Below are 13,596 nucleotides of genomic sequence, written 5' to 3'. Positions count from 1 at the left end.
TGGCGGAGACGTCGACCGGAGGCGTCGAAGGGGAGGCGACGGTGCCCACGGCCCGGGAGTCCTTGCTCGAAGCGGCGGGAGCGGCGCTCGCGGCGCGCCCGTGGCCGGCCGTGCGGATGATCGACGTGGCGGCCGCCGCCGGAGTCTCGCGGCAGACCCTCTACAACGAGTTCGCGGGCAAGACGGGCCTGGGCCACGCGCTGGTCCGGCGCGACGCGGCCTGGTACCTCGACGGGGTGGACCGGGCCCTGTCCTCCTCGGGCGCTCCCGCCGAGCGGCTGGCGGCGGTCGTGGAGTGGACCGTCCGCGCGGGCCGTGAGCGCGCCCTCGTACGGGCCCTGCTGACGGGGTGCTGGAACGGCAACTTACCCGTCCCGGCCGGCCGCGGGGTCCGGCCGGGGCTGCCCGCGCTGGGGCCCGCCGAGCTGATCCGCGCCGTCCGCGAGCGGGCCCACGCCGCGTTCGGGGCGCAGGAGGGGGCGCAGCGGTGCGAGCTCGCCGTGCGGCTCGCGCTGTCCTACCTGGTCGCCCCGGCCGAGCCGCCGGGGTCCGGCCGGGCCGGGCTGCTCGGGCTGCTCAGTGGGACGAGCCCGAGAGCTGGAGCCCGATGACGCCGAGGATCACCAGCGAGATCGAGACGAGCTTGAGGGTGGAGACCAGATCCCCGAGGAAGACCATTCCGTAGATCGCGGTACCGGCCGCCCCGATGCCGGTCCACACCGCGTAGGCCGGTCCCACGTCCAGCTTCTTCAGGGCCAGCGTCAGCAGACCGAAGCTGCCGAGCGCGAAGCACGCGAAGGCGATGGTCGGCCACAGCCGGGTGAAGCCGTGGGACAGCTTGAGGCAGACCGCGAACCCCGTTTCCAGGATCCCGGCGACCACGACCAGCAGCCACGCCATGGCGTATGCCTCCCCGCGTCATGTGGCGCGCTCACGGGCCCGGCCCGGGCGTCACTTGGTGCGATTATGCATTTACCAGACATCGGGGACGGCAAACCCCGCCGGTCCTTCACCCTTCGATCAGTTGCCCGCCCGATCAGTCGCCCTCGCGGCGCTCCCGCGTCTGCAGCAGCCGTCGCAGCGAGTACAGCCGCGCCGGATCCGCGTGGCCGTCCTCCACCCACTTGTCGAGCGCGCAGTCCGGCTCGTCGTGGCTGCACGCGCGCGGGCACCCCTCCGTCCCCGGCACCAGCTCCGGGAAGGCCAGGATGACCCGGGACGGGTCGACGTGGTGCAGGCCGAAGGACCGTACGCCCGGGGTGTCGATGACCCAGCCGTCCCCGCCGGGCAGCGGCAGCGCCAGCGCCGAGGTGGTGGTGTGCCGGCCCCGGCCGGTCACCGCGTTGACCACGCCGGTCGCGCGCTGGCGGTCCTCGGCGACCAGCGAGTTCACCAGGGTGGTCTTGCCGACGCCCGAGTGGCCTACGAAGGCGGTGATCCGGCCGTTCAGGTGCTCGCGCACCCGGTCGGCCGCGTCGCCCGTCGCCAGCTCCTCGCGGTTGGTGACCACGTAGTTCAGGCCGAAGGTCGAGTAGATCTCCAGGATCTTGTCCGCGGAGGTCAGGTCGGACTTCGTGAGGACCAGCAGCGGTTCCAGCCCGGCGTCGTACGCGGCCACCAGGCAGCGGTCGATCATCCGGGGGCGCGGTTCCGGATCGGCCAGCGCCGTCACGATGGCGAGCTGGTCGGCGTTGGCGACGACGACGCGCTCGTACGGGTCGTCGTCGTCGGCGGTGCGCCGCAGGACGGACTTGCGCGCCTCGATCCGCACGATGCGGGCCAGGGTGTCCTTCTTGCCGGACAGGTCACCGACGATCCAGACCCGGTCCCCGACCACCGCCGCCTTGCGGCCCAGCTCGCGGGCCTTCATCGCGTGCACGGGCCGGTCCTCGACCAGGCAGGTGAGCCGGCCGCGGTCCACGGTGAGGACGAAGCCCTCGGCCGCGTCCTCGTGCTTGGGGCGGATGGTCGTACGCGGCCGGTTGCCCTTGGGGTTGGGCCGCTGGCGGATGTCGTCCTCGTCGGTGTGCTTCCCGTACCTGCGCATGGCCGGCCCTACGCTCCCACGCCTGCCGGAGCCGCTTCGGCCCGGGCGAGCATGTCCGCCCACATCTTCGGGAAGTCCGGCAGGGTCTTCGCGGTCGTCGCCACGTTCTCGATGAGCACGCCCTCCACCGCCAGGCCGATCACCGCGCCGGCCGTGGCCATCCGGTGGTCGTCGTACGTGTGGAACGTGCCGCCGTGCAGGGCGCGCGGCCGGATCCGCAGACCGTCCGCGGTCTCCGTGACATCGCCGCCCAGGCCGTTGATCTCCTTGGTGAGCGCCGCCAGCCGGTCCGTCTCGTGCAGCCGCAGGTGCGCGACCCCGCGCAGCACGGACTCCGAGTCGGCCAGGGCCGCGACCGCCGCGATGCCCGGGGTGAGCTCGCCGACCTCGCGCAGGTCCACGTCGATGCCGTGGATCTTGCCGGTGCCGGTGAAGACCAGGCCCGCGTCGGTCAGCTCGCAGGAGCCGCCCATCTCGGTGAAGATCCGGCGCAGCGCGTCACCGGGCTGCGTGGTGCGGCGCGGCCAGTCCGGGATGGTGACCGTGCCGCCGGTGATCAGGGCGGCCGCCATGAAGGGCTGCGCGTTGGAGAGGTCCGGCTCCACGACCAGGTCGCGGCCGAGGAGGGCGCCGGGGGCGACCCGCCAGACGTTCTTCTCGCCGCCGGACTCGGGGGTGTCGACCTGCGCGCCCGCCGCGCGCAGCATCTCCACCGTCATCCGGATGTGCGGCATGGACGGCAGGTTGGTGCCCACGTGCCGGACCTCGACGCCCTGGTTGAAGCGCGGGGCGGAGAGCAGCAGCGCGGAGACGAACTGCGAGGAGTTGCTCGCGTCGATCTCCACGGTCCCGCCCTCCAGGGCCCCGCCGCCCTGGACGGTCAGCGGCAGCGCCCCGCGGCCGTCGTCGTCGATGCGGGCGCCGAGCGTGCGCAGCGCCGTGATGACCTGGCCCAGGGGGCGCTCGTAGGAGCGCGGGTCCCCGTCGAAGCGGATGTCGCCGGAGGCGAGGGTGGCGACGGGCGGCAGGAAGCGCATGACCGTGCCCGCATTGCCGACGTCGACCGTGGCCGGGCCGTGCAGCGCGGTCGGGATGATCCGCCAGGCCTCGCCGGCCTGGCCGTCGCCTGCGGAGCTGGAGGAGACCGTCTCCTCGATGCCGACGCCCAGGGCGCGCAGCGCGTCGGACATCAGCTGCGAGTCGCGCGAACGCAGCGGGCGGCGCACCCAGCCCGGCTCGGAGGCGAGCGCGGCGAGCACGAGGGCGCGGTTGGTGACCGACTTCGACCCGGGCACGGTGACGGTGGCCTGGACGGCGGTGTCGGCGAGCGGGGCGGGCCAGAGGGCGGGGAGCGCGGGGGTCTCGGTCATGGCCACCACTTTAGTGGCTTCCCACGGCCGCAGATCTTGATCACGGGGGGCGTCTCGGCGGGCGGACGCGCGCCGGCCCGGATCGGATCAGAGGACCAGCAGCCAGCGGCCGCCGCCGATGAGCGAGCACAGCGCCACCACGTGGAAGAGCAGCAGCCACACCACCGGGTGCACATGGGTGAGCCGTCCGAGCTGGTCCGCGTCGGAGTCGGGCGCCCCGCCGCCACGGCGCTTCGCTCCCAGCTCGAAGACCGGCCGGACACCGCCGAGGAGCAGGAACCACACCACGGCGTACGCGAAGACCGCCTGCACGTCTGCCGGGGCCAGCCAGGAGACCAGGACGAAGGTGGCGCCCGTGACCAGCACCGTCAGCAGCCCGTACGCGTTGCGGATCATCACCAGGACCGCCAGCAGCAGGGCGGTCGCCACCCACAGCAGCAGGGTGATCCGGTGCGCCGACAGCAGGGCCGCCCCGCCGAGGCCGAGCAGGGAGGGCGCCGTGTACCCGGCGGCGGCGGTGAGGACCATGCCGAGGCCGGTGGGCTTGCCGCGGCTGACGGTGACCCCGCTGGTGTCCGAGTGCAGCCGGATCCCGTCCAGGCTGCGGCCCGTCAGCAGCGCCAGCAGTCCGTGACCGCCCTCGTGCGCGATGGTGATCGCGTTGCGCGACAGCCGCCACACCGGCCGGGGGCCCACCGCGACGAGCGCCGCCAGCCCCGTCGCGATCACCAGCCACTGGTCGGGCGCCGCCTGTATGCCGGTGAGCCGGTCCCACAGGCCGGCCGTGGTGCTGGTGTTCATGAGGTGGCGGACTCCTTGTGGTGGCGATCGGGTGACATGGCAGTGTGGCAGCCATGTGCGGAAGGTATGCAGCGAGTCGGGGGCCGGAGGAGCTGGCCGAGGTCTTCGGGGTGGAGCGGTGGGAGCCTGAGGAGACGCTGGCGCCCGACTGGAACGTGGCTCCGACGAAAGAGGTCCACGTCGTCCTCGACCGTCCCCTGAAAGACGCTCCGAGCCGGCGTCCGGTTCGCCAGCTGAGGGTCCTGAAATGGGGGCTCGTCCCGTCCTGGGCCCAGAACCCCGACGGCGCCGCCCGGATGATCAACGCCCGGTCCGAGACCATCGCCGAGAAGCCGTCCTTCCGCCGCCCCTTCGCGCAGCGCCGCTGCATCATCCCGGCGGACGGTTACTACGAGTGGGTCACCGCCCACGACGAGCGGCAGCTCGAGGTCGAGGGCAAGAAGAAGCGGACGCGCAAGCAGCCCTACTTCGTCCTCCCCTCCGACGGCTCCGTCTTCGCCATGGCCGGGATATACGAGTTCTGGCGCGACCGGACCCTGCCCGACGAGCACCCGCTCGCCTGGTGGGCGACCTGCTCGGTGATCACCGCCGAGGCGGAGACCGGCCCGCTCGGCGTCGCCCCCGCCGAGGGTCCGCGCTCGCTCGCCGACATCCACCCCCGGATGCCTCTGATGCTCACCCCGGACCGGTGGGACGCCTGGCTGGACCCGGCGCGGACCGACCCCGACGAGCTCCAGGCCCTGCTGGCCCCTCCGCCCGGCGGGCTGATGCGCGCCTATCCGGTGTCCACGGCCGCGAGCAACGTCCGCAACAACGGGCCCGAACTGCTGGAGGAACTGGAGGGGCCGGAGGAGGGCACGCTCTTCTGACGGGCCCGGCGTTCCGTACGGCCCCGGCGCTCCGCACGGCCCCGGCGTCACTCCTACGGCCGCCGCCGACGGCATGATCGGGGCATGAGCAGCACGCGCACCGAGCGCACCGAGATGATCGACACCCCGGCGGGCGAGGCCCGCATCACCTGGCACCCGGCCCCGGCGGGCAAGGCCCGTCTGGTGCTCGCCCTGGGCCACGGAGCCGGCGGCGGGATCGACGCCCGGGACCTCCAGGCCCTGGCCGCGGCCCTGCCCGCCCTGGGGATCACCGTGGCGCTCGCCGAACAGCCCTGGCGGGTCGCCGGGAAGAAGGTCGCCGCCGCGCCCAAGGTGCTGGACGTGGGCTGGAACGCCCTGTGGCCCGCCTTCGCGGAGCCCGGGCTGCCCGTCGTCGCGGGCGGCCGCAGCGCCGGGGCCCGGGTGGCCTGCCGGACCGCCGCGGAGCTGGGCGCCGCCGGGGTGCTCGCGCTGGCCTTCCCGCTGCACCCGCCGGGCCGGCCGGAGAAGTCCCGGGCCGAGGAGCTGCTGGGCGCCGGGCGGCCGGCGCTGGTGGTCCAGGGGGGACGCGACGCCTTCGGGCGGCCGGAGGAGTTCCCGGCGCGGGGAGCGCGCGCAGCCTCGTACGAGCTGGTGGAAGTGGAGGGCGGGGACCACGGCTTCGCCGTTCCGAAGAAGGCCGGTCCCACGCAGGAGGAGGCCCTGGCGGTGATCACCGGGGCGGTGGCCGAGTGGCTCGGGCGGCTCGCGGTGTGACGTACGACCGGGTCCCGGGGTGACTTTGGTCCGGAAACCGCGCCCTGCCGGGGAATGCGTCACCCAGGCCGTCTGTTGTCCCGGATGTCGGTACGCACAGGAACACGTCGGAGGAGAGGCAACGCATGACCCAGGTCATCAGCCAGAACCGTCCGCAGGCCGCTGACCTGGACTGGACAGTGCTGCCCGCGCCCAAGCGCGGCTCGGTTCGGGCGGCGGGCGACCGGGATGGTCGACTATTCTCCGATTCGAGCGGGTCCGCTTTCGGAGTCGCCACGCAGTCGGAGGAGGTGGGTCCTGTCGCCGGGACCGACGAAGGCCACGCGGAGGAGACGACCCCGGAGCGCAATGCGCGCTTCGAGAGGGACGCCCTCGGCTACCTCGACCAGATGTACTCGGCCGCCCTGCGCATGACGCGCAATCCGGCCGACGCCGAGGACCTGGTCCAGGAGACGTACGCGAAGGCATACGCGTCCTTCCACCAGTTCCGCGAGGGCACCAACCTGAAGGCGTGGCTGTACCGCATTCTGACCAACACCTTCATCAACTCGTACCGCAAGAAGCAGCGCGAACCCCAGCGCAGTGCGGCGGAGGAGATCGAGGACTGGCAGCTTGCGCGCGCCGAGTCGCACATGTCGACGGGCTTGCGTTCCGCCGAGTCGCAGGCTCTCGATCACCTGCCCGATTCCGACGTGAAGGAAGCGCTCCAGGCCATTCCGGAAGAGTTCCGCATCGCGGTCTATCTTGCCGACGTAGAGGGCTTTGCGTACAAGGAGATCGCGGACATCATGGGTACACCCATCGGTACGGTCATGTCGCGACTGCACCGTGGCCGCCGTCAACTCCGTGGAATGCTTGAGGACTACGCCCGTGAGCGCGGGCTCGTCCCGGCCGGCGCGGGAGAGTCGAACGACCTGAAAGGCTCGGGCTCATGAGCTGCGGAGATGCGCACGAGACGGAGTGCTCCGAGGTCCTGGACCACCTTTATGAGTTCCTGGACCAGGAGATGCCCGACAGTGACTGCACGAAGTTCGAGGCGCACTTCGGCGAGTGCAATCCCTGTCTGGAGAAGTACGGCCTGGAACAGGCCGTGAAGAAGCTGGTCAAGCGCTGCTGCGGATCGGACGACGTGCCGACCGACCTGCGCTCGAAGGTGATGGGACGGATCGAGCTCATCCGTTCGGGGCAGGCCGTGCCGGATCATGACATTACGGCCGCCCCGCCCGAACCGGCCGTCGTCGAGCCGATGCCGGGATCAGCGGCGGGCTGAAAAAGTTGAAAACCGGCCATGTTCGCCGGTGAAGTAGTGCCCGATTGAACAATCCCGAACAGCCGCCCCCGGAAGGGCACTTCCTTCACTCGAAGGTGGTAATCCGGGGGCGTCCGCATGGCGCAATGCGAAAATGTGGCCCACCTCGCTCCCGGGCCCACTTATTCTCCCCATTCGGTACTGGTTTGATTCGTACCTGACTTGCACGGCTCAGGGGGAGGAGAGCGCCATGCGGGTACTTCCGCCGTTGGCGCGCGCCTACGTCCTGTGCGCCGTCCTGGCCGCCCTCGCGTGCGTCGCCCCGGCCGTCACCGGTTCCGCCACCCCGTGGCCCTCCATCGGCCTGCTCTCCGTGCTCTACCTCGGCTGCGAACTCGTCAAGGTGTGCCCGCTCGTGGGCCGCCGGGTGCCCGAGGGCCTCGGCTCCTTCTTCCCGGTGGTGCTGGCCGCCGTGTTCCTCCTGCCGCCGGCCGCCGCCGCCCTCGTCGCACTGCCCGGCGGACTCGCCGGGACCGTGACGGCGCGGCCCGCACGGGTGCGGCGCATCTGGCACGGGGCGCAGCAGTCCATAGCCGCCTGGACCGCCGGGCAGGTCTACGGGCTGCTGGGCGGGCCGGGGGCGCTGGGCACGGGCTCCTTCGGCGGGACCGGGCCGTCCGGCCCGGAAGCGCCCGCGGGCCCGGTGGGCCCGGCCGCCTGGGTCGCCGACTTCCCGTACGTGATGCTCCCCGCCGCCGCAGCGGCCGTCGCCTTCTGCCTGGTGCTGACCGCCCTCGACGGCTGCATCCTGGCCGCCGCCGAACGCCGCCCCGCCACCACCGCCTGGCGGGGCCTCGCGACCCGGTCCCTCGCCCCGCACTGCGTGCACGGGCTCGCCGGACTGATGATGGCCGTCATGTGGCGCAGCCCGTACGGACTCCCGGCCGCACTGCTCGTCATGCTGCCGATGTACATCTCCTGCTGGGTCTTCGCCCAGTACCACCGCGAGCGCGCCGCCCACCAGGCCACCATCAGGGCGCTGGTCCAGGCCGTCGACATCAAGGACCGCTACACGCGCGGCCACAGCGAGCGGGTCGGGCAGGCCTCGGCGATGATCGCCCGCGAGCTGGGCATGGGCGAGGAACGACTCGAAGTCGTCCGCATCGCCGGCATCCTCCACGACGTGGGCAAGCTCGGCGTCCCGACCCGGCTGCTGCGCAAGGACGGCCCACTGACTCCCGAAGAGCGCAGGATCATCGAACTTCACCCCGAATACGGACACGAGATGGTGCGCGGCATCGGCTTCCTGGGAGAGGCCCGGGCGGCGATCCTGCACCACCACGAGCGGGTGGACGGCTCCGGCTACCCGTACGGGCTGACCGGGGAACAGATCCCGGTGCTCGCCCGGGTCGTGGCGGTCGCCGACGCCTTCGACGCGATGACCTCGACCCGGTCGTACAGCAGGGCCCGGCCGGTCCGGGTCGCCCTCGCCGAGCTGGAACGCTGCGCGGGGGCCCAGTTCGACCCGGACATGGTGCGGGCGCTGGTCGACGCCATCGACCGGCAGGGCTGGCATCCGAAGGTGACCTCGGACGACGACCTCCAGGTGATCCCGGCCGGCGCCGGCGAGCCACAGCTCCGGGAGGGGGCCGCCGCCGGGGCGCAGGGGGCGGTGCGCGAGGCCGTGCCCGCCGGCGCCCCGCTGACCGGACTGCCCGCCCAGGCCGCCCCGGCCGGATCCGCGTCCCAGGCCCGCGCGGCCGGGAGCGGCCCGCTCCAGGGCGCCGAGGCCGGGGACCCCTGCCACTGCGTGCCGGGGCCCGCCGCCGAGCCCGGAGCGGCCGCCACGGAGGCACCGGGAACCCCCGGCTCCCCGTCCGCCCCCGCCGCGGGAGCCAACGCGTGAGGGGCTGGGCCGTCGGCGTCGTCCGCGGGGCCGCCGGGGTGCTGACCGTGGCCGCGCTCGGGCACACCGTCTGGACCGGCCTGACCGAGCCGGGCATCGCCCTCGCCTTCGGCGCCCTGATCACCATCGGCGAGCTCGCCCGCCGGGACAGCGGCGACGCCGCCCGTCAGCGGCCCGCGCCGCTCGGATCGGCCGGGGCGCTCGCGTACGCCCTGCTCGGGCAGAACGCCGGAGCCCCCACCCACCACGGGGTCCTGCAGATCGTCGCCGTGGTGGTCACGGCCGCGCTCCTCGGGATCGTCCCGCACATCGCCCGGGGCCGCGGACCCGCCCTCGACCACCTGGCCCGCCGCGTCCTCACCGTCACCTTCGCCGCCGTCTGCTTCCAGCCGCTCTACAACTCCGGGCAACTGGAGCACTGGGTCGGCCAGGGCCCGTACCTCGTGCTCTTCCTGATCTGCCTCCTCGGGCTCACGGCCCTGTGCGACGCGGTCCTCGGCGCCGCCCTCGCCGGGGCACGGACCGGCTGGCCGTTCGCCCCGCTGCTCCGCGACGAGCTCCGCGCCCAGCTGGGCATCGGCTCCGCGATCTGTGCCACGGGTGTGGTCATGGCCCTCGGGGTCGCCGTCGCCGGCCTGTGGGCGGTGCCCGTCTTCAGCGTGCCGCTGCTCCTGACCCAGATGTCCTTCCACCGGATCACCGCCATCCGCACCACCTACCGCCAGACCATCACCTCCCTCGCCCGCGCCACCGAGATCGCCGGCTACACCCGGCCCGGCCACTCCCGCCGGGTCGCCGCGCTCAGCTGCGCCGTGGGCCGGGAGCTGGGCCTCTCGGAGCGGGAGATCACGGTGCTGGAGTACGCCGCCCTCATGCACGACATCGGGCAGCTCTCCCTCGTCGACCCGGTCCCGGACGGGGCCACCGCCGAGCTGCCCGAGGCCGAGGCCCGCCGGATCGCCGGGCTCGGCGGCGAGGTGGCCCGCCAGACGGGGGTCCCGCACGAGGTCGCGGTGGTCGTGGAGCTGCAGGCGGATCCGTACCGCGACCAGCCCGTCGCCGCCCGGATCGTGCGCGCGGTCAACGCGTACGACGATCTCGCCGGCGGGGCCCGTCACCCGGGCGGCTCATTGGAGGCCCTGGAGCGGCTGCGCCTGGGGACCGGGCACGACTACCAGCCGGAAGTCGTGGAGTGTCTCGCCAGGGTGCTCGCCCGGGGCGGACGTGCCAGAGTCGTACCCGTCCCGCCTGGGTAACCCATGGGTAATGAGCGGCCGTCGGAGTGGGCATGGTTGGATGCCAGTGAGAGTGTTCCCAGCAGGAGTGTTCGCAGCAGGAGTGTCCCGAGCAAGAGTGTCCGGCAGGCGGGAATCGTGAGGATCTTCGGGAAGGTACGGCATCGGCCCTCCGCCTCGTGGCGGCAGGCCACCGACCGCGCGTTCACGCTGATCGGCGACGGTCGGTACGAGGACGCGGGCGCGCTGCTGACCAGAGCGGCGGACCTGGAACCCTGGCTGTCCGAGTCCTGGTTCAACCTGGCGCTGCTCCACAAGTTCCGCCACGACTGGGAGCAGGCGCGGGCCGCCGGGCTGCGCGCCGTGGCCCTGCTCGACCGGGAGACCGGCGCCCCGGACTGGTGGAACGTCGGCATCGCCGCGACCGCCCTGCAGGACTGGCCGCTGGCCCGCCGCGCCTGGCAGGCGTACGGGCTGAAGGTGCCCGGAGACCCGCACGCCGTGAGCGGGAGCGGTCAGGCCCACGGCGAACCGGTCGGCATGGAGCTCGGGAGCGCGGCCGTGCGGCTGTCGCCCGAGGGAGAGGCCGAGGTGGTCTGGGGCCGCCGGCTGGACCCGGCCCGCATGGAGGTCCTGTCGATCCCGCTGCCCTCCTCGGGGCGGCGCTGGGGCGAGGTCGTCCTGCACGACGGGGTCCCGCACGGCGAGCGCATCACCGCGGCCGGGCCCTCGTACCCCGTCTTCGACGAGATCGAGCTGTGGGCGCCCTCCCCGGTGCCGACCTGGGTGGTGCTCCTGGAAGCGGCCACCGAGGCCGACCGCAACGCCCTGGAGCAGCTGGCCTCCGATGCCGGCTTCGCCGCCGAGGACTGGTCCTCCTCGGTGCGGCTGCTGTGCCGGACCTGCTCGGAGAGCGCCATGCCGAGCGGCGAGGGCGACGGCGAGCACCTGGACCCGCACGACCACAGCGAACCGGGCCACCCCGGCCCGCTGGGCCACCGTACGGCCGGCTCCGGATCCCTCTGGGTGCCCGAGCGGGAGTGCGGGATCGCGGCGCCGGCGGGCCTGGTGCGCGGGCTGCTCGACGGCTGGGTCGCGGACAGTCCGGACAGCCGGGAGTGGCGGGATCTCGAAGAGGTCTGCTGAGCCGGGGCCGTAGTCTGTACCGGCACATCGGTGACTGGTGGACTTTACGGAAGGCGTACGGCGGACATGGCGCAGCAGGAGAACGACGTTGTCGAGAGCGTGAACGACGGGTACGTCGTCGACACCGAGGACTGTGAGGCGCGCGAGCTCGCCCACCGCGAGCGCGGCACCGCCCGCCCGATCACGGTGGTCGGCAACCCGGTCCTGCACCGGGAGTGCAAGGACGTCACCGAGTTCGGCGACGAGCTGGCGCAGCTGATCGACGACATGTTCGCCAGCCAGAAGGCCGCCGAGGGCGTGGGCCTCGCCGCGAACCAGATCGGCGTGGACGCCAAGGTCTTCGTCTACGACTGCCCGGACGACGACGGCAACCGTCACACGGGCGTGGTGATCAACCCGAAGCTCGTCGAGCTGCCGGCCGGCGCCCGCGTCCTGGACGACTCGAACGAGGGCTGCCTGTCGGTCCCGACCGCCTACGCCTCGCTGGCCCGCCCGGACTACGCCGAGGTGACCGGCCAGGACGCGCAGGGCAACCCGATCAAGGTGCGGGGCACCGGCTACTTCGCGCGCTGCCTCCAGCACGAGACCGACCACCTGTACGGCTACCTGTACATCGACCGGCTCTCGAAGCGGGACCGCAAGGACGCGCTGCGGCAGATGGAAGAGGGCACCCCGCGCTACGAGACGGTTCCGAACGCGTAGCCGCACCCTCCCGTACGCGATAGGCGCCCCGCTCCGGTCAGGAGCGGGGCGCCTATCGCTTGGCACGGCGCGGCCTAGTCCCAGCCGAGGTCGACGGTCCGGATGGTGCGAGTCATGGGAACCCCCTGTCGTATGTGGACCACCAAACCGTAGGGGCGAAAACGATCAAGACGGGGGAAGTTCTCGATCAGCTGACGGAGCCGGCCGGAGATCAGGCCGCGGACGGGCCCCGGAACGTGCGGCGGAAGGCGTTCGGAGTGGTGTTCAGCGTCCGCAGGAAGTGGTGGCGCAGGGCGGCCGCGGTACCGAAGCCGCTGCGGCCCGCGATCGCGTCCACCGTCTCGTCGGTGGCCTCCAGCAGCTCCTGGGCCAGCAGGACCCGCTGGCGCAGCACCCACTGGTACGGGGTGGTCCCGGTCTCCTGGAGGAAGCGCCGGGCGAAGGTCCGCGGGGACATGTGCGCCCGCTCCGCGAGCTGCTCGACCGTGATCTCCTCCTCCAGGTGGCGGCCCATCCAGCCGATCACCTCGCCCACCGTGTCGCAGGAGGTGCGGGGCAGCGGACGCTGGATGTACTGCGCCTGCCCGCCGTCCCGGTGCGGCGGTACGACCATCCGCCGGGCGATGGTGTTGGCCACCTCGGCGCCCTGCTCCTGCCGGACCAGGTGCAGGCAGGCATCGATCCCGGAGGCGGTGCCGGCCGAGGTGATCACCCGGCCCTCGTCCACGTAGAGCACGTCCGGGTCGACCTTGGCCCGCGGGAAGCGGCGGGCCAGGGCCGGGGCGTGCATCCAGTGCGTGGTGCAGCGGCGGTCGTCCAGCAGCCCGGCCGCGCCGAGCATGAAGGCCCCGCTGCACACGCTCAGCACCCGCGCACCCCGGTCCACGGCCCGCCGCAACGCCTCGAGCAGCGGCTCCGGATACTCGCGGGTCGGTGCCTGGCGGTCGGCGGGCAGGCAGATCAGGTCCGCCTCCTCCAGTCGGTCGGGTCCGTAGGGGAGGGTGAGGCTGTAATGGCCGTCTCCGACGGTGACCGGGTTCCCCTCCATCGCGCAGACGGCGAAGTCGTAGGTGGGCAGCCCCATCGCGCTCCGGTCGATCCCGAAGACCTCGCAGAAGATGCCCATCTCGAAGGGGGTGACGCCGTTCACGACGGCCACGGCCACGTTCTTGAGGGGGGAAGGCTTCAGCATGACCCCAGTGTGGCAGTAATTCGCTCTTTCATGACAGTCCTGCCACTGTCCGGTTTCTGCCGCACTGGCGAGAGTGGAGTCATGAACACGTTCCTCGACTACCTCCTCGTCCTCGCCGTCGCAGCCCTCCTGGCGGGCCCCGCCCTCCACGGCGCCCTGCGGGAGCACCGCACCGACCGGCAGATCCGGGCGGCCCAGCGGCAGCCCGGCACCCCGCGGACCCGGACCCGGACCCGCCCCGAGCGGACCCGCTCCCGCGCACCCCGCGTCGCCGTACGCCACGCGCCCGGCCGGTGACCCGGCCGGGCGCGTGAAGGGGTGCG

General features: G+C 72.9%; 15 protein-coding genes. 10 read left to right on the top strand and 5 right to left on the bottom strand.

From position 1 onward, the window contains the following. Positions 1-41: 41 nt before the first annotated feature. Positions 42-611, top strand: coding sequence for a TetR/AcrR family transcriptional regulator (locus ACE1OC_RS14040; RefSeq protein WP_407837296.1), 570 nt, complete (start codon positions 42-44; stop codon positions 609-611). On the opposite strand, the gene ACE1OC_RS14035 is transcribed toward ACE1OC_RS14040, so the two are convergent. The 4 genes from ACE1OC_RS14035 to ACE1OC_RS14020 form a co-directional block, all read right to left on the bottom strand. Beyond that, positions 577-900 carry a DMT family transporter gene (locus tag ACE1OC_RS14035; RefSeq protein WP_112447780.1) on the bottom strand — a complete coding sequence of 108 codons (324 nt, stop codon included), beginning with the start codon at positions 898-900 and terminating at the stop codon, positions 577-579. The two genes, ACE1OC_RS14040 and ACE1OC_RS14035, sit on opposite strands and share 35 nt — an antisense overlap. A 136-nt stretch (positions 901-1,036) precedes the next feature. After that, on the bottom strand, positions 1,037-2,047 hold the full coding sequence (gene rsgA / locus ACE1OC_RS14030) for a ribosome small subunit-dependent GTPase A (RefSeq protein ID WP_407837295.1): 1,011 nt from the start codon (positions 2,045-2,047) through the stop codon (positions 1,037-1,039). An 8-nt stretch (positions 2,048-2,055) separates the two neighbouring features. Beyond that, complete coding sequence (gene aroA / locus ACE1OC_RS14025; RefSeq protein WP_407837294.1) at positions 2,056-3,417, bottom strand: 3-phosphoshikimate 1-carboxyvinyltransferase; 1,362 nt, start codon at positions 3,415-3,417, stop codon at positions 2,056-2,058. 87 nt (positions 3,418-3,504) lie between these two features. After that, the gene (locus ACE1OC_RS14020) at positions 3,505-4,218 is read right to left on the bottom strand and encodes a M50 family metallopeptidase (RefSeq protein WP_250750330.1); all 714 of its coding nucleotides are present in this window, start codon (positions 4,216-4,218) and stop codon (positions 3,505-3,507) included. 53 nt (positions 4,219-4,271) lie between these two features. Between ACE1OC_RS14020 and ACE1OC_RS14015 the strand changes: the two genes are divergently transcribed. The 8 genes from ACE1OC_RS14015 to def all read left to right on the top strand — a co-directional run bounded on the left by ACE1OC_RS14015 (position 4,272) and on the right by def (position 12,081). Next, entirely contained in the window at positions 4,272-5,087 is an 816-nt protein-coding gene (locus tag ACE1OC_RS14015) for an SOS response-associated peptidase (RefSeq protein WP_274549482.1), read from the top strand. 84 nt (positions 5,088-5,171) lie between these two features. Then, a complete protein-coding gene (locus tag ACE1OC_RS14010; protein ID WP_407837293.1) occupies positions 5,172-5,843 on the top strand; it encodes an alpha/beta family hydrolase in 672 nt (223 codons plus the stop codon). A gap of 290 nt (positions 5,844-6,133) precedes the next feature. Further along, the gene (locus tag ACE1OC_RS14005; protein WP_008741505.1) at positions 6,134-6,778 is read left to right on the top strand and encodes a sigma-70 family RNA polymerase sigma factor; all 645 of its coding nucleotides are present in this window, start codon (positions 6,134-6,136) and stop codon (positions 6,776-6,778) included. Continuing rightward, complete coding sequence (rsrA, locus tag ACE1OC_RS14000) at positions 6,775-7,113, top strand: mycothiol system anti-sigma-R factor (protein WP_389691492.1); 339 nt, start codon at positions 6,775-6,777, stop codon at positions 7,111-7,113. Before ACE1OC_RS14005 ends, rsrA begins: the two co-directional genes overlap by 4 nt. A gap of 229 nt (positions 7,114-7,342) precedes the next feature. Further along, positions 7,343-8,998 (top strand): HD-GYP domain-containing protein, encoded by a 1,656-nt coding sequence (locus tag ACE1OC_RS13995; protein ID WP_407837292.1) that lies wholly within the window; start codon positions 7,343-7,345, stop codon positions 8,996-8,998. Continuing rightward, the gene (locus tag ACE1OC_RS13990; protein ID WP_407837291.1) at positions 8,995-10,254 is read left to right on the top strand and encodes an HD-GYP domain-containing protein; all 1,260 of its coding nucleotides are present in this window, start codon (positions 8,995-8,997) and stop codon (positions 10,252-10,254) included. The genes ACE1OC_RS13995 and ACE1OC_RS13990 overlap by 4 nt, the downstream gene beginning before the upstream one ends. Before the next feature lie 117 nt (positions 10,255-10,371). Further along, positions 10,372-11,379, top strand: coding sequence for a tetratricopeptide repeat protein (locus ACE1OC_RS13985; protein ID WP_407837290.1), 1,008 nt, complete (start codon positions 10,372-10,374; stop codon positions 11,377-11,379). Between the two features lie 66 nt (positions 11,380-11,445). Further along, positions 11,446-12,081, top strand: coding sequence for a peptide deformylase (def, locus tag ACE1OC_RS13980; protein ID WP_250750340.1), 636 nt, complete (start codon positions 11,446-11,448; stop codon positions 12,079-12,081). 211 nt (positions 12,082-12,292) lie between these two features. Here the strand turns inward: def and ACE1OC_RS13975 are convergent, their stop codons facing one another. Further along, positions 12,293-13,273, bottom strand: coding sequence for a helix-turn-helix domain-containing protein (locus ACE1OC_RS13975; protein WP_407837289.1), 981 nt, complete (start codon positions 13,271-13,273; stop codon positions 12,293-12,295). Positions 13,274-13,354: 81 nt separating this feature from the next. Here ACE1OC_RS13975 and ACE1OC_RS13970 point away from each other — a divergent pair, with 81 nt between their 5' ends. Then, a complete protein-coding gene (locus ACE1OC_RS13970) occupies positions 13,355-13,570 on the top strand; it encodes a hypothetical protein (protein ID WP_407837288.1) in 216 nt (71 codons plus the stop codon). The last annotated feature ends 26 nt before the right edge of the window (positions 13,571-13,596 follow it).

It is taken from the genome of Streptomyces stoeckheimensis (assembly GCF_045822005.1).
Taxonomy (GTDB): domain Bacteria; phylum Actinomycetota; class Actinomycetes; order Streptomycetales; family Streptomycetaceae; genus Streptomyces; species Streptomyces stoeckheimensis.
The sequence above is the reverse complement of the archived record's forward strand: the minus strand, read 5'-3'. Positions and strand labels throughout refer to the sequence as shown.